The organism is Halomonas sp. B23F22_3, from assembly GCF_043496965.1.
Taxonomy (GTDB): Bacteria; Pseudomonadota; Gammaproteobacteria; order Pseudomonadales; family Halomonadaceae; genus Halomonas.
The window spans coordinates 689,201-708,500 of the sequence record NZ_JBIEKG010000001.1; the positions used below are offsets into that span (position 1 = coordinate 689,201).

17 protein-coding genes are annotated in these 19,300 nt (G+C 69.6%); 8 read left to right on the top strand and 9 right to left on the bottom strand.

What is annotated here, in order from left to right; genetic code table 11:
- The first annotated feature begins 143 nt into the window (after positions 1 to 143).
- From ACGTNG_RS03120 to ACGTNG_RS03135, 4 genes are all read left to right on the top strand, one after another.
- Positions 144 to 1,664 carry a leucyl aminopeptidase gene (locus tag ACGTNG_RS03120; RefSeq protein WP_394575416.1) on the top strand — a complete coding sequence of 507 codons (1,521 nt, stop codon included), beginning with the start codon at positions 144 to 146 and terminating at the stop codon, positions 1,662 to 1,664.
- A gap of 147 nt (positions 1,665 to 1,811) precedes the next feature.
- Positions 1,812 to 2,912: a branched-chain amino acid aminotransferase gene (locus ACGTNG_RS03125; protein ID WP_394575417.1), complete on the top strand. Its 1,101-nt coding sequence runs from the start codon at positions 1,812 to 1,814 to the stop codon at positions 2,910 to 2,912.
- A gap of 192 nt (positions 2,913 to 3,104) precedes the next feature.
- The gene (locus ACGTNG_RS03130) at positions 3,105 to 3,542 is read left to right on the top strand and encodes a DNA polymerase III subunit chi (protein WP_394575418.1); all 438 of its coding nucleotides are present in this window, start codon (positions 3,105 to 3,107) and stop codon (positions 3,540 to 3,542) included.
- A 126-nt stretch (positions 3,543 to 3,668) separates the two neighbouring features.
- Complete coding sequence (locus ACGTNG_RS03135; RefSeq protein ID WP_394575419.1) at positions 3,669 to 6,518, top strand: valine--tRNA ligase; 2,850 nt, start codon at positions 3,669 to 3,671, stop codon at positions 6,516 to 6,518.
- A 94-nt stretch (positions 6,519 to 6,612) separates the two neighbouring features.
- On the opposite strand, the gene ACGTNG_RS03140 is transcribed toward ACGTNG_RS03135, so the two are convergent.
- Positions 6,613 to 8,082, bottom strand: a complete 1,470-nt coding sequence (locus tag ACGTNG_RS03140) for a DUF3360 family protein (RefSeq protein WP_394575420.1) — start codon at positions 8,080 to 8,082, stop codon at positions 6,613 to 6,615.
- A gap of 140 nt (positions 8,083 to 8,222) precedes the next feature.
- On the bottom strand, positions 8,223 to 8,672 hold the full coding sequence (locus ACGTNG_RS03145) for an META domain-containing protein (protein ID WP_394575557.1): 450 nt from the start codon (positions 8,670 to 8,672) through the stop codon (positions 8,223 to 8,225).
- Between the two features lie 105 nt (positions 8,673 to 8,777).
- Between ACGTNG_RS03145 and ACGTNG_RS03150 the strand changes: the two genes are divergently transcribed.
- Positions 8,778 to 9,182 (top strand): DoxX family protein, encoded by a 405-nt coding sequence (locus ACGTNG_RS03150; protein ID WP_394575422.1) that lies wholly within the window; start codon positions 8,778 to 8,780, stop codon positions 9,180 to 9,182.
- Positions 9,183 to 9,207: 25 nt separating this feature from the next.
- On the opposite strand, the gene ACGTNG_RS03155 is transcribed toward ACGTNG_RS03150, so the two are convergent.
- Together ACGTNG_RS03155 and ACGTNG_RS03160 are read right to left on the bottom strand one after the other, a co-directional pair.
- Complete coding sequence (locus tag ACGTNG_RS03155; RefSeq protein ID WP_394575423.1) at positions 9,208 to 9,648, bottom strand: VOC family protein; 441 nt, start codon at positions 9,646 to 9,648, stop codon at positions 9,208 to 9,210.
- Positions 9,649 to 9,665: 17 nt separating this feature from the next.
- Positions 9,666 to 10,118 (bottom strand): DUF411 domain-containing protein, encoded by a 453-nt coding sequence (locus ACGTNG_RS03160; protein WP_394575424.1) that lies wholly within the window; start codon positions 10,116 to 10,118, stop codon positions 9,666 to 9,668.
- 76 nt (positions 10,119 to 10,194) lie between these two features.
- Here ACGTNG_RS03160 and ACGTNG_RS03165 point away from each other — a divergent pair, with 76 nt between their 5' ends.
- Together ACGTNG_RS03165 and ACGTNG_RS03170 are read left to right on the top strand one after the other, a co-directional pair.
- Positions 10,195 to 10,734 (top strand): DNA-3-methyladenine glycosylase I, encoded by a 540-nt coding sequence (locus ACGTNG_RS03165; protein ID WP_394575425.1) that lies wholly within the window; start codon positions 10,195 to 10,197, stop codon positions 10,732 to 10,734.
- A gap of 88 nt (positions 10,735 to 10,822) precedes the next feature.
- The gene (locus ACGTNG_RS03170) at positions 10,823 to 11,890 is read left to right on the top strand and encodes a metal-dependent hydrolase (RefSeq protein WP_394575426.1); all 1,068 of its coding nucleotides are present in this window, start codon (positions 10,823 to 10,825) and stop codon (positions 11,888 to 11,890) included.
- 72 nt (positions 11,891 to 11,962) lie between these two features.
- On the opposite strand, the gene ACGTNG_RS03175 is transcribed toward ACGTNG_RS03170, so the two are convergent.
- The 3 genes from ACGTNG_RS03175 to metE form a co-directional block, all read right to left on the bottom strand.
- Positions 11,963 to 12,571 carry an FMN-dependent NADH-azoreductase gene (locus tag ACGTNG_RS03175; RefSeq protein WP_394575428.1) on the bottom strand — a complete coding sequence of 203 codons (609 nt, stop codon included), beginning with the start codon at positions 12,569 to 12,571 and terminating at the stop codon, positions 11,963 to 11,965.
- Positions 12,572 to 12,691: 120 nt separating this feature from the next.
- Complete coding sequence (locus ACGTNG_RS03180; RefSeq protein WP_394575429.1) at positions 12,692 to 13,453, bottom strand: COG3650 family protein; 762 nt, start codon at positions 13,451 to 13,453, stop codon at positions 12,692 to 12,694.
- A 112-nt stretch (positions 13,454 to 13,565) separates the two neighbouring features.
- Positions 13,566 to 15,872 carry a 5-methyltetrahydropteroyltriglutamate--homocysteine S-methyltransferase gene (metE, locus tag ACGTNG_RS03185; protein ID WP_394575430.1) on the bottom strand — a complete coding sequence of 769 codons (2,307 nt, stop codon included), beginning with the start codon at positions 15,870 to 15,872 and terminating at the stop codon, positions 13,566 to 13,568.
- A gap of 102 nt (positions 15,873 to 15,974) precedes the next feature.
- Here metE and ACGTNG_RS03190 point away from each other — a divergent pair, with 102 nt between their 5' ends.
- Positions 15,975 to 16,889 (top strand): LysR family transcriptional regulator, encoded by a 915-nt coding sequence (locus ACGTNG_RS03190; protein ID WP_394575431.1) that lies wholly within the window; start codon positions 15,975 to 15,977, stop codon positions 16,887 to 16,889.
- Here the strand turns inward: ACGTNG_RS03190 and ACGTNG_RS03195 are convergent.
- Both ACGTNG_RS03195 and ACGTNG_RS03200 read right to left on the bottom strand, forming a co-directional pair.
- Complete coding sequence (locus tag ACGTNG_RS03195) at positions 16,876 to 18,492, bottom strand: ATP-binding protein (RefSeq protein WP_394575432.1); 1,617 nt, start codon at positions 18,490 to 18,492, stop codon at positions 16,876 to 16,878. The two genes, ACGTNG_RS03190 and ACGTNG_RS03195, sit on opposite strands and share 14 nt — an antisense overlap.
- A 3-nt stretch (positions 18,493 to 18,495) precedes the next feature.
- Positions 18,496 to 19,209 (bottom strand): winged helix-turn-helix domain-containing protein, encoded by a 714-nt coding sequence (locus ACGTNG_RS03200; RefSeq protein ID WP_394575434.1) that lies wholly within the window; start codon positions 19,207 to 19,209, stop codon positions 18,496 to 18,498.
- Positions 19,210 to 19,300 lie beyond the last annotated feature (91 nt).

The window sequence follows — 19,300 nt, forward strand, 5'->3', positions numbered from 1 at the left end:
CCCGGCTGGACACCCCCCGGTGCCCGCCATCTTCCATGCAATGACGCCTTGCCTTGGGTACACTGGGATGACTCGGCAACGTGCCGGCATTATCCAGAATCACCCTTCGCTTGTAACCCCAAAGCTTGTCTTGTGGAGACTCCATGGAATTCCCCGTTCAGACGGCCAACCCCGCCAAGGTCGAGACGGCCTGTCTCGTGGTCCCGGTATTCAAGGACGGTGAGCTGCTGCCCGCCGCCGCCAAGCTCGACAACGCCAGCGAGCGGCTGATCGGCCAGCTGATCGATCGCGGCGATTTCGAGGCCACGCTGGGCAACGTCCTGATGGTGCCCTTCGCGCCGGGGCTCAACACGGACCGACTGATGCTGGTGGGGCTGGGCGAGCGCGCCAAGTGCCAGGAAGGCGCCTTCCGCAAGGCCGTGGACGCCGCCTTCACCGCGATCGCGCCGCTGCCCGCCGAGGATGTCGCGGTGGCCTTCACCGACGTCCCGGTAGCCGACCGGGGCTGCGACTGGAAGGCCCGCATGGTGGCCGAGGCCGCCCATCGCGCCATCTACCGCTTCGACGACTTCAAGGCTGAGAAGGCGCCTGCGCCGCGCCTGGAGAAGGTCACCCTGCTGATCAGCGAGCAGGGCGACGCCGACGCGGCCCGCCAGGGCGCGCGCGTGGGCGACGCCATCGGCCAGGGCGTGGCGACCACCCGCACGCTGGGCAACCTGCCCGGCAACGTCTGCACACCGAGCTTCCTGGCCGAGCGCGCCGAGCAGCTGGCCGCCGAATCCGACGGCGCGCTGACCGCCGAGATCCTCGACGAGGCGGCGCTGGAGGAGCTCGGCGCCCACAGCCTGCTCTCCGTGGGTCGCGGCAGCGCCGAGCCCTCGCGACTGATCGTGATGAAGTACCAGGGTGCCGAGGAGGCCGACGAGGCGCCTCACGTACTGGTCGGCAAGGGCATCACCTTCGATACCGGCGGCATCTCGCTCAAGCCCGGCGAGGCCATGGACGAGATGAAGTTCGACATGTGCGGCGCCGCCAGCGTGTTCGGCACCGTCACCTCGGTGCTCGCCATCAAGCCCAGGATCAACCTGGTGGCCATCGTGGCCGCCGCCGAGAACATGCCCGACGGCCGCGCCACCAAGCCCGGCGACATCATCCAGACCCTCAAGGGCCTCTCCGTGGAGGTGCTCAACACCGATGCCGAGGGTCGCCTGGTGCTGTGCGACGCCCTGACCTACGCCGAGCGCTTCGAGCCGGCCAGCGTCGTCGACATCGCCACCCTGACCGGGGCCGCCATCATCGCCCTGGGCCATCACGCCACCGGCCTGCTCTCCAACGACGACGACCTGGCGCTGGATATCCTGGATGCCGGCGAGACCGCCTGGGACCGCGCCTGGCACCTGCCGCTGTGGGACGAGTACCAGGAGCAGCTCTCCTCCAACTTCGCCGACCTGGCGAACATCGGCGGCCGTCCGGCCGGCACCATCACCGCCGCCTGCTTCCTCTCGCGCTTCGCCGACAAGTTCCCCTGGGCGCACCTGGACATCGCCGGCACCGCCTGGACCTCGGGCAAGCAGAAGGGCGCCAGCGGACGCCCGGTGGGTCTACTGACCCAGTACCTGCTGGACCGCGAGACCGACAGCGAAGTCGAGGTCGCCGACGACTGATTCGCCCGCGGCAGGGTTGCCTTTTCCCCGCGGTGACCTTTTCATGTGGGGTGACGACTCTCATGCACCGGGCCCTCGCCGGCCCGGTTCCTTTTTTCGTGCCGAGGGCGCCCGACGGCGCCCCGCCACAAGTGGAGACCCCTTGCCGTGTCCATCGAACGTTTTTCCGTACTCGCCACGACCCAGCCGACCGCGCCGCAGATCCGTGAGCAGATCCTCACCAACCCCGGCTTCGGTCGCTACTTCACCGATCACATGGCCCACGTGCGCTGGACCCTCGACGGCGGCTGGCATGGCCACGAGGTGCGTCCCTACGGCCCGCTGACCCTGGACCCCGCCGCCGCCGTGCTGCACTACGGCCAGGAGATCTTCGAGGGGGTGAAGGCCTACCGCCATGCCGACGGTTCGGTCTGGACCTTCCGCCCCGAGAAGAACGCCGAGCGCTTCCGTCGCAGCGCGCGTCGCCTGGCACTGCCGGAGCTCTCCGACGAGGACTTCATCGATTCGCTGAAGGCGCTGCTGGCCAGTGACCAGGCGTGGGTGCCCACCCCGGCCGACGAGAGCGACGAGTCGAGCCTCTACCTGCGGCCCTTCATGATCGCCAGCGAGACCTTCCTCGGCGTTCGCCCCTCCCATGAGGTCGACTACTACGTCATCGCCTCGCCGGCGGCGGCCTACTTCCAGGGCGGCGTGAAGCCGGTCTCGATCTGGCTCTCCTCGCACTACAAGCGCGCCGCTGCGGGCGGCACCGGCTTCGCCAAGTGTGGCGGCAACTACGCCGCCTCGCTGGCCGCCCAGAAGGAGGCCGCGGCCCACGACTGCAGCCAGGTCGCCTTCCTCGACGCCGCCGAGAACAAGTGGATCGAGGAGCTCGGCGGCATGAACCTGTTCTTCGTGTTCAAGGATGGCCGCATCGTCACCCCGCGCCTCACCGACACCATCCTCGAGGGCGTGACCCGCGACTCGGTGCTGACCCTGGCCGGCGACGAGGGGCTGACCCCGGAGGAACGCCCGATCAGCATCGACGAGTGGCGCGAGGGCGCGGCCTCCGGCGAGATCACCGAGGTCTTCGCCTGCGGCACCGCCGCGGTGATCACCCCGGTGGGCGAGCTGGTCACCGAGGAGGGCAGCATCCGGCTCGCCGCCGAGGGCGACAACGAGGTGGCCAAGCGCCTGCGCACCCGCCTGCTCGACCTGCAGTACGGCCGCAGCGAAGACACCCGCGGCTGGCTGACCCGACTCGCCTGAGCCCCGACAACCGTGCGCTGACCGCCGGGGGCAGGACATAGCGAGAGTCCTTTGCCATGGATGGCAAAGGTAGCGCCCAGGGATGGGTTCACAGCGCCCTCGCGGGGTCCTGCCGCCGGCGAGTCCGGCACCCTGAGGCTGAGGACACTTTCCCGGCACGGGCAAGCGAGCACCAGTCCCCTTCGAGATCCCATGACCCGCATCGACTTCTACATCCTGCCCGATACCACCCTGGAGGCCCGCTTCGGCTTCGCCTGCCGGCTGGCCGAGACGATCTACCGCAAGGGCTACCGGCTGCACCTGCACGCCGAGGACGAGGCCATGGCCCGCGAGCTCGACGAGCGGCTCTGGACCTTCCGCCCCGACGCCTATCTGCCCCACGCCCTGCTCGGCAGCGACCAGGAGCCGACGGTGCCGGTGACCATCGGCTGGGAGGGCCCGCCGGAGCCGGGCGCCCAGGCGCTGCTCAACCTGCACCCGGGCATTCCCGAGTGGTTCTCGCGCTTCGAGCGGGTCGCCGAGATCATCAACCAGCATCAGGACGTGCTGATCGCCAAGCGCGAGTGCTGGCAGACCTACAAGAAGCGCGGCTACCCGGTCACCCCGCACCAGCTGCGCGGCCAGGGCTGATCCGCCCTCGCCCATGACGCCGGCCCGCCGGGCAGGCTATAATCGAGCCCATTTTTCGCGCCCTGCGGCGCCGCCATGACGCGGCCTGCCGTGCCTCGACGCCACCCTGAATACCCGGAAGCCCCCATGGACAAGACCTACCAACCCGAGCAGATCGAAACCCGCTGGTACGAGCGCTGGGAGGCCGACAACCGCTTCGCCCCCTCCGGCGAGGGCGAGCCCTTCTCCATCATGATCCCGCCGCCCAACGTCACCGGCAGCCTGCACATGGGCCACGCCTTCCAGGACACCATCATGGACACCCTGACCCGCTGGCGGCGGATGCAGGGGCGCAACACCCTGTGGCAGGTCGGCACCGACCACGCCGGCATCGCCACCCAGATGCTGGTGGAGCGCAAGGTCGCCGCGGAAGAGGGCAAGAGCCGCCACGATCTCGGGCGCGAGGCCTTCACCGACAAGATCTGGGAGTGGAAGCACGAGTCCGGCGGCGAGATCACCCGCCAGCTGCGCCGCATGGGGGCCAGCGTCGACTGGAGCCGCGAGCGCTTCACCATGGATGACGGCTTCTACAAGGCCGTGCAGGAGGTCTTCGTGCGCCTGCATGAAGAGAACCTCATCTACCGCGGCAAGCGGCTGGTCAACTGGGACCCGACCCTGCACACCGCGATCTCGGATCTCGAGGTCGAGAACAAGGACCAGCAGGGCAGCTTCTGGCACTTCCGCTATCCGCTCGCCGACGGCGTCACTACCGACGACGGCAAGGGCTACCTGGTGGTCGCCACCACCCGCCCCGAGACCCTGCTCGGCGACAGCGCCGTGGCGGTCAACCCGGAGGATCCGCGCTACGCCTCGCTGGTCGGCAAGTTCGTCGAGCTGCCGCTGGTGGGCCGGCGCATCCCGGTGGTGGCCGACGAGCACGCCGACATGGAGAAGGGCTCGGGCTGCGTGAAGATCACCCCGGCCCACGACTTCAACGACTACGAGGTCGGCAAGCGTCAGGGCCTTCCGCTGATCAACGTCTTCACCCAGGACGCCGCGGTGCGCGAGACCGCCGAGGCGTTCGACCTCCAGGGACGGCCGCTTGCGGAGATCGACCCGAGCCTGCCCGCCGCCTACGCCGGCCTCGGCCGCTTCGAGGCCCGCGAGCGCATCGTCGCCGACATGGACGCCGCCGGCCTGCTCGAGCAGGTGGAGACGGTCAGCAACACCCTGCCCTACGGGGACCGCTCAGGCGATGTCATCGAGCCGCTGCTCACCGATCAGTGGTTCGTCGCCGTGGAGGAGCTCGCCAGGCCCGCCATCGCCGCGGTGGAGAACGGCGACATCGAGTTCGTGCCCAAGAACTACGAGAACATGTACTTCGCCTGGATGCGCGACCTCCAGGACTGGTGCATCTCGCGCCAGCTGTGGTGGGGCCACCGCATCCCCGCCTGGTACGACACCGAGGGCAACGTCTACGTGGCGAGAAGCGAGGCCGAGGCCCGCGAGAAGCACGGCCTGCCCGCCGACCTCGAACTGACCCAGGACGAGGACGTGCTCGATACCTGGTTCAGCTCCGGGCTCTGGACCTTCGGCACCCTGGGCTGGCCCGAACAGACGCCGGAACTGGCCACCTTCCACCCCTCGAGCGTGCTGGTCACCGGCTTCGACATCATCTTCTTCTGGGTCGCCCGGATGATCATGATGACGCTCAAGTTCACCGGCGAGGTGCCCTTCAAGCAGGTGTACGTGCACGGCCTGGTCCGCGACGGCCAGGGCCAGAAGATGTCCAAGTCCAAGGGCAACGTGCTCGATCCCATCGACCTGATCGACGGTATCTCGCTGGAGACCCTGGTCGAGAAGCGCACCGGCAACATGATGCAGCCGCAGAAGGCCAAGGCGATCGCCAAGGCGACCCGCGCCGAGTTCCCCGAGGGCATCGAGCCCCACGGCACCGACGCCCTGCGCTACACCTTTCTCTCCCAGGCCACCACCGGGCGCGACATCAAGTTCGACATGGGCCGCCTGGACGGCTATCGCAACTTCTGCAACAAGCTGTGGAACGCCTCGCGCTACGTGCTGATGAACGCCGAGGGCCAGGACACCGGCCTGGATGACGGCGAGGTCGAGCTGTCGCTGGCCGACCGCTGGATCGTCTCGCGCCTGCAGCAGACCCAGGCCCAGGTGACCAAGGCGATGGAGGAGTTCCGCTTCGACCACGCCTCCCAGGCGCTCTATGACTTCGTGTGGAACGAGTACTGCGACTGGTACCTGGAGCTCTCCAAGCCGGTGCTCTGGGACGAGGGCGCTAGTGAGGCCGCCAAGCGCGGCACCCGCCGGACCCTGGTGCGGGTACTCGAGACGATCCTGCGCCTGGCCCACCCGATGATGCCCTTCATCTCCGAGGAGATCTGGCAGCGCGTCGCGCCGCTCGCCGGCACCCTCGCGACCGACGAGGGCGGCTCGATCATGAACCAGCCCTGGCCGCTGGCCGACGAGGCCCTGGTCGATGAGCGCGCGACCCGCGACATCGAGTGGCTCAAGGGCGTGATCGTGGCGGTACGCAACATCCGCGCCGAGATGAACATCGCCCCGGGCAAGCCGCTGGAGGCGCTGCTCACCAAGGGCGGGCCGGAGGACGCCGAGCGCCTGGCAGCCAACCGCCTGTTCCTCTCCAAACTGGCCAAGCTCGAGCGCGTCGAGTGGCTCGACGACCCCGAGCAGGCGCCGCTCTCGGCGACCCAGCTGGTCGGCGAGATGGAGGTGCTGGTGCCCATGGCCGACCTGATCGACAAGGACGCCGAGCTCGCGCGCCTGGCCAAGGAGATCGACAAGCAGGAGAAGCTGATCGGCGGCATCGAGAAGAAGCTCGGCAACGAGAGCTTCGTCGCCAAGGCCCCTGCCGCGGTGGTCGAGAAGGAGCGCGCCAAGCTGGCCGACTTCGAGGCCGCGCGCCGGCTGCTGGTCGAACAGCGCGAGAAGATCGAAGCGCTCTGACCCAGCGGGTCGTGATCTCACGGATCGCGACCCCAGACGGCAAAGAGGCCGGGCGCTTGGCGCCCGGCCTCTTTTTGCTGCGTGTCGCGAGGGCCTAGAGCCCGCGGAAGCTCGCCCACAGCGCCGGCACGCCTGGGAACATCCCGATGCCCGCCATCACCGTGCAGAGAACCACGAACACCACGCCGGGGATGATCCAGCGCCCCATGTGGCCGAGTTCGCGGCCACGCTCCTTGCAGCCGATCAGCCCGAGATTGTCGAGCAGCACCGTCAGCGACCAGCCGAACACCGGATTGACCAGCGCCGAGGAGAAGATCACCACCGCCGCGGACTGGGTGGTCTTGCCCTTGCGGGTCATCTGCATGCCCGCCTCCAGCAGCGGCACGTAGACGCCGACCATCAGCGCCACGCTGAGCACCGGCTGCCACACCGCCAGGTCCATCGGGTAGCCCCAGAGGGCGGCCACGACGCACAGCAGGCCGGTCAGCACCGCCCCGGCAGGGATCGGGCGCCGGGCGATCGCCGCCGGCACGATGTAGGTACCCCAGGAGGAGCTGATGTTACCGCCGCCCAGCAGGCTGCCGGCCACCTGGCGGGCCGAGGCGGTGACCATGGTGTCGTCCATGTTCATCACCACCCGGTCGGTCTTCGGCGGGTAGTTGAGCTGCTGGAAGACCCGATGGCCGACGAAGTCCGGCGACCACATGGCCACCGCCAGCACCGCGAAGGGCGCCACGGCGACAAAGTGCTGGAAAGACGGCAGCCCCAGCTGCCAGCCGGTGTCGTCGCCCCACCAGTAAAGTGGATTGAGGGTGGGGATGCCCGGCTCGGTGGTGAACTCGAAGGGCGCGCCCATCGCAAACGACAGCACGCCGGCCAGCAGGGCGCCCAGCGGGATCGCCAGCCAGCGCATCTGGATGTGCTCCAGGTAGGCGTACATGAGGATCGTGGCGATGATCACCACGAACGCCAGGTAGGCCATGTCGAAGCCCTCGGCCCAGGCGAACAGGCTCTCGATCTGGCCGCTGATGCCGATGAAGCCAAGGTAGAGCAGCAGGCCGCCGCAGACCCCGTTGCCGGTCAGCCGGGCCAGCAGGCTGCCGCCCTTGCTGATACCCAGCAGGAAACCCAGCCCACCGATCATCAGCCCCAGCGCCATGGGATGGCCGCCCGAGGCGACGATCAGCGGTACCAGCGGAATCAGCGGGCCGTGGGTACCGGCCAGGTTGCTGGTCGGATTGAGGAAGCCCGAGACCAGCACCACGAACAGCACCGCGGCGATCAGCATCTCGTAGCGGACGTTCTCGATGACGAAGTCGTCGGAGAGACCCAGCTGCCCGGCAAAGGCGGCGACGATGGCGGCGACCATCACGATCTTGCCGATGGTGGCCGCCATGGCCGGCACCCAGTCCTCGAGTTCGAAGCGGTAGTCCCGGCCGGGCAGGTTGGGGCGCCAGCGACGGGGCGCCATGCTCTGCAGCTCGTGCTCCAGGTACTCCGCCCGGGAGGCGAAGGCCGAGCGTGGCTTGCGGCGCTGTCGGTAGTCGTCGTGGGAGTCGGTCATGGGCTCACTTGTGGGACAGGGCATGGAGGGGGCGAAAAAAGCTCGCCCACTCTAGGGAGGCCCGACCCGAGCCACAATCTGACATTTGGCTAATATAACGAGGCGCCCGGTCCGTGGCAGGCGCCGGGCGCGCCAGGAGATCAGTCGACGCGCCGGAAGCCCCCCAGCACCCGCTGGTCGGGACCGAAGAACACCAGCCGGTCGTGGTCGATCAGGTAGCGGTAGGCGTTCTCCAGCATGCCGGTCACCCGGGCGGCATCCTCGGCCCGGGGGCAGGCGCGCCGCGTGGTGGCAAGCTCGGTGAAGGCGATCCGCTGGTTATCGCCCAGCGCCGCCTGTCCGGTCAGCTGGTTGCAGCCGTCGCTGCCGCTCACGCGTCCCTCGCCGTCGATCACGAAGTAGGGGCGCGTGGGCATGTCGAGGCGCTCGCTGGTGCCCACCAGCAGCAGGTTCCAGCGCTGGTCGACCACCGGCCCCTCGAGGCGGGCCGAGGGCTCGTCGACGACGCGGGGCGCCGGCCCGCCGCTGCAGGCAGCGAGCAGCAGGGCGCCGGCGGCCAGCAGGGCGGTATTGCGTAACGTTTTGATCATCATGGTATCTTCCTTGAGGCGCAGGACGGTGGCCCGGGCCAAGCTTGCCCCAAACCGGCCTTCCGGACAATGCTGAGACTATCGCCACCGACAAGGACGCCCCTCATGCTCAAAGCACTTCACAACGACGCCTTCGGCAAGCTGATCCTGCGCCTCGCTGTGGGCGGCCTGATGCTCTTCCACGGCGTGGCCAAGCTGCTCAATCCGGGCAGCCTCGACTGGATCGGGGGGATGCTCCAGGGCTACGGCCTGCCCTCCTTCCTGGCCTACGGGGTGCTGATCGGCGAGGTGCTCGCGCCGATCATGGCCATAGTGGGCTGGCAGAGCCGCCTCGCCGGGCTGCTGATGGCCGGCAACATGCTGGTGGCCTTCCTGCTGGTGCACACCGGCGAGGTGTTCATGCTCAACGACAACGGCGGCTGGCAGCTGGAACTACAGGGCATGTTCTTCCTCTCGGCCCTGGCGCTGGTCTTCCTGGGCAGCGGGCGCATGGCCTGGCGGCCGGACTGAGTCGCGCGTCCGGCCGCCACGATACCTACCAGCTGCCGGTGTTCTCCATCGAGGCCCAGGGCTCCCGGGGCGGCTGCGCATCGCCGGCCTGCAGCAGCTCCACCGAGATGCCGTCGGGGCTTTTGACGAAGGCCATGTGGCCGTCCCGGGGCGGACGGTTGATGGTCACGCCGTTCGCCTGGAGGTGCTCGCAGAGGGCGTAGATGTCGTCCACCCGATAGGCCAGGTGGCCGAAGTTGCGCCCGCCGGTGTACTCCTCCGGGTCCCAGTTCCAGGTCAGCTCGACCTCGGGCGCCTGGAGCTCGGCCGAGCGCGCCTCGTCCTGGGGCGCGGCCAAGAAGACCAGGGTGAAGCGCCCCTTCTCGTTCTCCTTGCGGCGCACCTCCTTGAGGCCCAGTAGGTCGCAGTAGAAGTGCAGCGACGCGTCGAGGTCGCTGACGCGAACCATGGTGTGCAGGTACTGCATGGGGGACTCCTGTCGCTTCAGTCGTGGGTATATTCGGAAAAGACCGCGGGCGTGCGGTCGTCATGGCGCCAGCCCAGCACGGCATAGTCGTCGTGGCGCCCGGTCTCCATGCCGGGGGAGCCGTGGGGCATCCCCGGCACGGCCAGGCCCGCCAGGTCGGGGCGCTCGTCCAGCAGGCGGCGAACGTCCGACGCCGGCACGTGGCCCTCGATCACGTAGCCGTCGACCACCGCCGTGTGACAGGAGGCGAGCCCCGGCGTCACGCCGTGCTCGATCTTCACCCCGCGCATGTCGCGAGTCTCGTGCTGTCGCACCTCGAATCCCGCTTCCTCCATGTGCTCGGCCCAGGCCGTGCAGCAGCCGCAGTTGGGGTCCTTGTGCATCTCCACCAGGGGCGCCTCGGCCCAGGCGGGACTGGCGGCGGCGGCCAGCAGGGCACCGGCGAGGGTCAGGCGTTGCAGTGATGTCATGATGGGCACTCTTCGCGATAAGGTAACGACGATTGTCGGGTATCTCCCGGCTCTTCTGCCACCCCGGAGCGACAGCATGAGCCACTACTGCGACCTGGCCCCCGGCCATCCGTTCCACGGCCCCTACCACGACCACGAATACGGCTTCCCGGTGGACGACGACGCCACCCTCTTCGAGCGCCTGGTGCTGGAGATCAACCAGGCGGGGCTCTCCTGGCTCACCGTGCTGAAGAAGCGCGCGGCCTTCCAGGCGGCCTTCGAGGGCTTCGACGTCGATCGAGTCGCCGCCTACGACGAGGCCGAGCGGGCCCGGCTGCTGGCGGATGCCGGGATCATCCGCAACCGCCTGAAGGTCGATGCGGCGATCCACAACGCCGGGGTGATCCAGGCGCTGTGCGCCGAGCACGGCAGCTTCAAGGCGTGGCTGGATCACCAGCATCCGCTGGAACACGGCGACTGGGTGCACCTGTTCAAGCGCACCTTCCGCTTCACCGGGCCGGAGATCGTCGGCGAGTTCCTGATGAGCAGCGGCTACCTGCCCGGCGCCCACCGCGACGATTGCCCGGTGCAGGCACGCATCCTCGAGGCTCGCCCCGCCTGGGCCCAGCCCGAGTGAGCGCAGCCCGACTGACTCCTACGCGGGGAACCGGCGCCCCGTCGCGCCGTCACAGCCATGACCCGTCGCCGACGAAGGAGCCTTCTCGATGGATTCGATGACCCAGGCCGCGCTGGGCGCGGCGATCGGCGGCGCGGTGCTCGGCCGGCGGCTGGGCCGCAAGGCGGTGCTGATCGGTGCGGTGCTGGGCACCCTGCCCGACCTGGACGTGATCATCGACTACGGCGACGCCGTGGCCAACGTGACCCGGCATCGCGGCTTCTCCCACTCGCTGTTCGTGCTGGCGGGGCTCGCCGCCGTCCTGGCGCTGCTGTCGGCGCGCCTCTCGCGCACCCGGGAGATCTCGCCGGCCCGCTGGGGCGCCTTCTTCGGGCTCATCCTGCTGACCCACCCGCTGCTCGATGCCCTGACCACCTACGGCACCCAACTCTGGTGGCCGCTGGACGTGCGGCCCGCGGCCTGGCCCCATGTCTTCATCATCGACCCGCTCTACACCCTGCCGCTGCTGGGCGGGATCGCCGTGGCGCTGATCAGCGGCCGCGTGGCGCGCCCCGCGACCTGGGGACTCGCCCTCGCCTGTGCCTATCTGGTGCTTTCCATGGGTGCCCGGCAGCTGGTCGAGGCGCGCATCGAACCGGTGCTGGCCGAGCGGGGCCTGGAGGAGGCCCCGCGGCTGGTCCAGCCCACGCCCTTCAACATCCTGCTGTGGCGCATCACCGTGGTCGACGGCCCGCGCTACCACGAGGCCCTGGTGGGCGTGTTCGACGGCGACAGCGCCCCTTTGCTTGAGACCTACATCCGGGGCGCCGAGCTGGAGGCCGAGGCGCTCGATAGCCGGCGCGGCCGGCGGCTCGACTGGTTCGCCGGGCTCTTCCTGCGCTATGAGGTGCGCGAACGCGGCGGCCGCGACACCCTGGTGGCCACCGACCTGCGCCTCGGCTTCCCGGGCTTTCACCCCTTCGCCTTCACCCTGGCGACCCGTGAGGGCAGCGACTGGCGGCCGGTGGCGCTCTCCGAGCAGCTCGCCTCCCCCGGGCGGGACCGCCGCGAGGCGCTGACTCGGCTCGGCGCGCGCCTCTTGAGCCCGGAGCCGCGGCTCTGCACCAGCGACTTCGTCTCCCGACGCTGGCTCATCGCCCCCACCGGCCCCTGCTGAGGCTCGACACGCGAACGGGGTGGCCACTGCCACCCCGTTCGCGGGTTTGTGATCAGCGCCGCGTCGCGGCGATCAGAGGCGCTTCACCAGGCCCTCGATGGCCTGTTTCGCCTCCTCGAGCGCCGCCTCGCGATGGGCCTCGCCCATAGCGAGTCCCTCGGCGTAGACCACATCCACCTCGGCGATGCCGATCAGCCCGAGCATGCTCTTGAGGTGCGGCGTCTGGCTGTCCATCTCGGTGCCGGCATACTGGCCGCCGCGGGCCGCCAGGATCACCGCGCGCTTGCCCTCGACCAGGCCCTGGGGGCCATTCTCGGTGTAGCGGAAGGTCTCGCCGGCCCGCAGCACGCGGTCGAACCACGCCTTGAGCTGGCTGGGCACGCCCAGGTTGTACATCGGCACCGCCAGCACCACGACGTCGTGCTCGAGGAGCTCGGCGATCAGGTCGTCGGAGCGTGACGCCAGCGCACGCTGCTCGTCGGAGCGCTCGTCGGCCGGCACCTGCCAGCTGGCAAGCTCCGGCTGGGTCAGGTGCGGAAGATCGTCGGCCACCAGGTCGCGGGTGCTGATCTCGAGGCCGTCGTGCTCGGCGGCCTGGCTGCGGAAGTGCTCGGCCAGGGCGATGGACTGGCCGTTCTCGCCGAGGATCGACGAGGTGAGGATGAGGGCGCGGGTGGTCATGGCGGTCTCCTTGAGACATCAGCGGATAATGAACGCCATTCTACGTGCACTAAATGCAACGAAAAGCGCAAATAACCGCCGGATACTTTCGATAAAAACGAAAGAAACGCCCGCGCCGCCTCAGGGCGCGATGCCCTGACCGCAGCCTCGATAGACCCTGTCGTTGAGGGAAAGCGTCACCCGGGCCGGCCAGGGCTGGCCGCTCATGTCATCGAAGCAGGCCTTCGCCTCGATGCGCAGGCTGAAGGGCCGCGCCGCCTGGCCGCTGGCCAGGATCACCCGCCCGGCGTCGTTGTCCAGGGTCGTCACCCGGTAGGGCAGGGTCACCTCCCGGCGGCCATAGTCCAGCGTCATGGTCAGCTCGGGAACGTCGTTGGCGAGCGCCACGTGCCAGCCCGGCTCGTTGCCCTGGCCGCGGAACATCACCCCGGGGTGCTCCGCGCGGGTCAGGGCATCCCGGGTGACGTCGACCCGGCAATCGAGCCGGCCGCGCTGGCTCTCGACCAGCGCCTCCCGCCCCTTGTTCCATAAGCTCAGGTCACCCTGCTGGTAGCGGGCGCCGCTGGCCACCACGGCGGGGGCGAGACGCGTGCCTCCCTGGGCCGACCACAGCCGCAGCTCCTCCTCGGTGGCGGCGGTGACCAGGTCCTGGGCCGGCGTGCAGCGCCAGCCGACCAGCTCGTCGGCCTCGCCGGGAAACAGCATCGAGGGCAGCAGCGGCGCCTTGGCCTTGGCCGAGGCCGCGTCCTGCGCGGGATCGGCCGCCTCCGGGGCGGACGACGTGGCCTCGGGCGCCGGCGCGCTCACGTAGGTAACGCAGCCGGACAGCCCCAGGGCCAGCAGCAGCGGCAGGGCAAGACGAAGGGGGGCATGACGGGACATGGCAGGGCTCCTTGGCAGACGATTCCTTGACGTTCGCTTACGTGGCGTGCGCTTGCGTTACCGCCAGGATACCAGCCGCCGGGCGGCTTGGCGCCGCCCGGCAAGAGATGCATCAGCCGTGGCGCTGACGCAGTACCCGCGCCGCCTCCACCATGTTGGCGAGCGCCGGTTCCACCTCGGCCCAGCCGCGGGTCTTGAGGCCGCAGTCCGGGTTCACCCAGAGCCGCTCGACCGGGATGCGCTCGGCGGCCTGCTCCATCAACGCCACCATCCAGTCCACCTCGGGAATGTTCGGCGAGTGGATGTCATAGACGCCGGGCCCGATGGCATTGGGATAGGCGAAGTCCTGGAAGGCGTCGAGCAGCTCCATGTCTGAGCGCGAGGTCTCGATGGTGATGACGTCGGCATCCAGGGCCGCGATGGCGGCGATGATGTCATTGAACTCCGCGTAACACATGTGGGTATGGATCTGCGTCTCGTCGCGCACCCCCGCCGAGGCCAGCCGGAAACATTCCACGGCCCAGTCGAGGTAGCCCTGCCACTCGGCCTGGCGCAGCGGCAGTCCCTCGCGCAGCGCCGGCTCGTCGATCTGGATGGCGCGGATGCCCGCCGCCTCGAGGTCGAGCACCTCGTCGCGCAGCGCCAGGGCGATCTGCCGGCAGGTGGTCTCGCGGGGCTGGTCGTCGCGCACGAAGGACCACTGCAGTACGGTGACGGGCCCGGTGAGCATGCCCTTCATCGGCCGCTCGGTGAGCGACTGGGCGTACTCGCTCCAGCGCACCGTCATGGCCGCCGGGCGCACCACGTCGCCGAACAGGATCGGTGGCTTGACGCAGCGCGTGCCGTAGCTCTGCACCCAGCCGAAGCGGGTGAAGGCGAAACCGTCGAGCCGCTCGCCGAAGTACTCGACCATGTCGTTGCGCTCCGGCTCGCCGTGCACCGGCATGTCGATGCCCAGCGCCTCCTGGCGCGCCACGGCGCCGGCGATCTCCTCGCGCATCTGCGCCTCGTAGGCCTCGCGGGAGAGGTCGCCGGCCTTGAAGGCACGCCGCGCGGCGCGGATCTCGCCGGTCTGGGGGAAGGAGCCGATGGTGGTGGTGGGGAACAACGGCAGGGCGAGATGACGCTGCTGGGCCACGGCGCGCTCGGCGAAGGGCCGCCGGCGCCGGGCGTCGTCGTCGCTGACGCCGGCCAGCCGCTCGGCCACCGCGGGACGATGCAGCCGCTCGGCCTCGCGGCGGGCCTGCAGGGCGCGGCTGGCGGCCTCCACGCGATCGCGGTCGGCGGCGTCGGCGCGGCCGTCGAGCAGGCGCGCCAGGGTGGCGACCTCATCCAGCTTCTGGCGGGCGAAGGCCAGCCAGCTTTTCAGCTCGAGCGAAAGATCGGTCTCCGCCTCGAGGTCCACCGGCACGTGCAGCAGCGAGCAGCTGGTCGCGATCCACAGCCGCTCGCCCAGGCGCATGCGCGCCACGGCCAGGCGCTCGCGCCACAGGGCCAGATCGGCGCGCCAGACGTTACGCCCGTCGATCGCCCCCACCGAGAGCACCTTGTGGGGCAGCAGGCGGTCGAGCACCGTGTCCAGCTCGTCCGGCGCGCGCACCGCGTCGATGTGCAGGCCGGCCACCGGCAGACTCACCGCCAGGGAGAGGTTGTCGCCGAGGCCGCCGAAGGCGCTGGCCAGCAGCAGCTTGACCGGGGCGCCCTGCAGGCGGTGATAGGCGCGCTCGTAGGCCTGCCGCCAGGCGAGCGGCAGATCCTGCACCAGCGCCGACTCGTCGAGCTGCACCCACTCGACGCCCTGCCCGCCCAGCCGCTCCAGGATCTCGGCATAGACATCGAGCAGGCCGTCGAGCAGCGCCAGGCGATCGAAGTCCGCGGGCATGTCGCCACGCCCCTTGCCGAGCCACAGCCAGGTCAACGGGCCGGTCAGCGCCACCTTGACCGCATGGCCGGCGGCCCTGGCCTCCTCCACCTGATCGAACAGCCGCGTGCTGGAGAGCCGGAAGCGCTGGCCGGGATGCAGCTCCGGCACCAGGTAGTGGTAGTTGGTATCGAAGTACTTGGTCATCTCGCAGGCCGCGGCCGGCGCGCCGCTCGGGGCGCGCCCCCGGGCCATGCGAAAGGCGGTGTCGAGGTCCACCTCGCCGCGCACCACCTCGTCCTCGGCGGCGAAACGCGCCGGCACCGCCCCGACCATCACCGAGACGTCGAGCACCTGGTCATAGAAGGCGAAGTCGCCCACGGTCACCAGGTCGAGGCCGGCCTCGCGCTGGGCCGCCCAGTTCGCCAGGCGCAGCTCGCGCCCGGTGGCCTCCAGGGCCTCGCGGTCGAGGGTGCCCTGCCAGTAGGCCTCGGTGGCGCGCTTCAGTTCGCGGTCCGCGCCGATGCGCGGGTAGCCGGTAACATGAGCCATCGTCATGATGACATCCTTTGTTCATGAATGATGCGGGAGAGTCTCGCTGGCCATGGGAAGTGAATCAAACTAAACTTTCTAATCTTCAAAATGAATCAGGCTCACCCCATGCTCGAACTTCGCCATCTGCGCACCCTGGTCGCCCTGCGCGATGCCGGCTCACTGGTGGAGGCGGCCGAACGCGTGCACCTGACCCAGTCGGCCCTCTCCCACCAGATCAAGGACCTGGAGGAGCGCCTGGGCAGCCCGCTGTTCCTGCGCAAGACCCGGCCGGTGGAGTTCACCCGCGCCGGCCTGCGGCTGCTGACCCTGGCCGAGCAGGTGCTGCCGCTGGTGCGCATGGCCGAGCGCGACCTGGCTCGGCTGGCCGGCAACGAGCAGGGCCGGCTGCACATGGCCATCGAGTGCCACAGCTGCTTCCAGTGGCTGATGCCCACCGTCGACCACTTCCGCGATCACTGGCCGGAGGTGGAGATCGACATCCCCGGTGGCCACCACTTCGACCCGCTGCCGGCGCTGGCCCGCGAACAGCTCGACCTGGTGATCACCGCCGACCCCCAGCCGCTGCCGGGGGTGCACTACGAGCCGCTGTTCCGCTACGAGGGCCTGTTGGCGGTGGCGCGCCAGCACCCGCTGGCGGGCAAGCCCTTCGTCACCCCCGAGGAGCTCGGCGAGGAGACGCTGATCACCTACCCGGTGGAGCACTCGCGGCTGGACGTCTTCACCCAGTTCCTCGACCCCGCCGGCGTGCGCCCCAAGGAGGTGCGCACCGCCGAACTGACGATCATGATGATGCAGCTGGTCGCCAGCGGCCGCGGCGTCTGCGCGCTGCCCAACTGGGCGCTGACCGAGTACCTGGAGCGCGACTACGTCAAGGCGGTGGCACTGGGCGAGAAGGGGGTGTGGTGCACGCTGTTCGCGGCGATCCGCGAGGAGACTCGCGGCGCGCCCTGGATGGAGGACTTCCTGCGCACCGCCCGGGAGACCTCCTTCGCGGTGCTGGAGGGAATCAGGCCGGCGTAGGGACGCGGCGCGGCAGCAGCAGGGTGAAGCGGGCGCCGCCCAGCATGGCGCTGGCATCCAGCACCACGCTGCCGCCGTGCCAGGCCATGACCTTCTGCACGATGGAGAGCCCGAGGCCGTAGCCGCCGGAGCGCCGCGTGCGGCTGTCGTCGAGGCGCGCGAAGGGCTTGAAGACCTCGGAGCGCGACGCGGCGGGGATGCCGGGGCCGTCGTCCTCCACGTCCAGGCGCACCAGCCGCGGCTCGCCCTGCAGGCGGATCACCACCCGGCTGCGGGCATGGCGGCAGGCGTTGGCCACCAGGTTCTGCAGGGCGCGCTGCAGGTAGCGGGCCTCGGCCTGGATCTCCACCTCCGGCCCCTCGACCAGCTCGATGCGGATATCGCCATGCAGCGGACGCAGGGCCTCGATGACCCGCAGTGCCATGGCGCGACAGTCGACCAGCGAGGTCTCGAGCTCGCCGCCGTTGGCGGTCTCGCTGCCCAGCCGGGCGTAGGTGAGGATCTCGTCGATCAGCTCGTCGAGCTCGGCGATGTCGCCGTCGACGCCCTCGAGCTGGCGGCGGATCGCCGGGTCATCGGTCATGTCCTCGACCATCTGCACCGCGAAGCGGATGCGCGCCACCGGGGTGCGCAGCTCGTGGGAGACGGCGCGGATCATGTCCTGCTGGGCACGCAGCAGCGACTGCACCTGGGCCGCCATGCCGTTGAAGGCCATGCCGAGCCGCCCCAGGAAGTCGCCGCTCTCGACCTTGACCCGGGTGTCGAGGCGGCCGCCGGCGATGCGGGTGGCGGCGAGTTCGAGGCGCGCCATGCGGGCCTCGACGCCGCGCACGATCAGGTAGATGATCGCCGCCAGCACGCTGAGCAGCAGCATCAGCAGCGTCAGCTGCAGGGGGAGGGGCAGCGGCTCGAAGGCCTTCACCGGGCCGATGGACAGCCAGCTTGCCCGGGGGCCGTCGCTCGGCAGCAGGCGATACATCGCCATGGAGAGGCGTCCCGGGATCAGGCGAATGACCACCTCGCCATCCGCCAGGCGCACCAGCTGACGGGTATCCAGCCCCTCGGGGGCCGTGACGAGAAGCTCGAGGGGCACGGCGTCGCCGGCCATGCTCTCGAGCTGGGCCTGGCGCTCATCGGCGGGCACGCGAGCGAGCCACTCGGCGAAGAGTTCGGTGAGTCCGCGCAGCTGCTGCTCGCTGATGGTCGCCACGTCCACCTCGAGCAGCTGTTGCCGATCGGCGAGCAGGTGCCAGAGCCGCCAGCCTTGATCCTCGCGGGGCAGCACCAGCACGCGCCCCTCCCGCAGGCGCGTGCGCGAGAAGTAGTTCAACGAGCGCGCCTCGACCGGCACCACCCGCAGGGTCATGTCGAGCTGTTCGGAGCGCTCCAGCAGCCACGCCTCACGCTCGGCCTCGGCCACCGACTCGACCCAGCGGGTCAGCACGCGCATGGGCGGCTCGACGAGCTGCTCGCGATAGTGCTCGCGGCGCACCTGATCGACCAGGGCGAGGCCCAGCAGGGCCAGGCCGAAGGTCAGCAGCAGCGCCAGGGCCAGCAGCACATAGACGCGCAGGAAGGTGCTGTCGGCCAGCATCCGACGCATGGGTCAGCCATCCCTGACGAAGAGGTAGCCCTTGCTGCGCACCGTCTTGATGCGGTGCGGCTGGTTGGGATCGTCGCCGATCTTGGGGCGAATGCGCGAGACGCGCACGTCGATGGAGCGATCCTGGCCGTCGTAGCGGATGCCGCGCAGGCGATCGAAGATCTCCTCGCGCGTCAGTACCCGGCCGGCATTGCTGGCCAGCAGCCACAGGAGATCGAACTCGGCGCTGGTCAGGTCGATGCGCTCGCCGTCGAGCCACGCCTCGCGGGTCGCGTTGTCGATCACCAGGTCACTGAAGGTCAGGCGCGTCTCCTCGCCGGCGGCCCCCGGCTCGGCACGACGCAGCAGGGCGCGCATGCGCGCCAGCAGTACCCGCGGCTGCACCGGCTTGGGCACGTAGTCGTCGGCGCCCATCTCGAGCCCCAGCACCTGATCCATGTCGTCGGTGCGGGCGGTCAGCATCATGATCGGGCCGGAGAAGTCACCGCGCACCCGGCGGCAGATCGACAGGCCGTCCTCGCCGGGCAGCATCAGGTCGAGGATCACCAGATCCGGCTGCAGGGAGAGGATCCGCTCGACGCCGCGGGCGCCGTCGGCCTCGACCGTGACCTGAAAGCCGTTGGCCTCCAGGTAGTCGCGGGTCAGCCCGGCCAATCGCTCGTCATCCTCGATGATCAGCACGTGATCCAGTTCCTGGGCTTGCAAGCTGTCGTCCATCCTCTGTTCCATCCTGGCGAGCAGGTGAGCGGAGCGGGCTCCCGGGAGCGGAGCCGACGCCTTTGCCTAGAAGGATACCCGAAAACCGGGG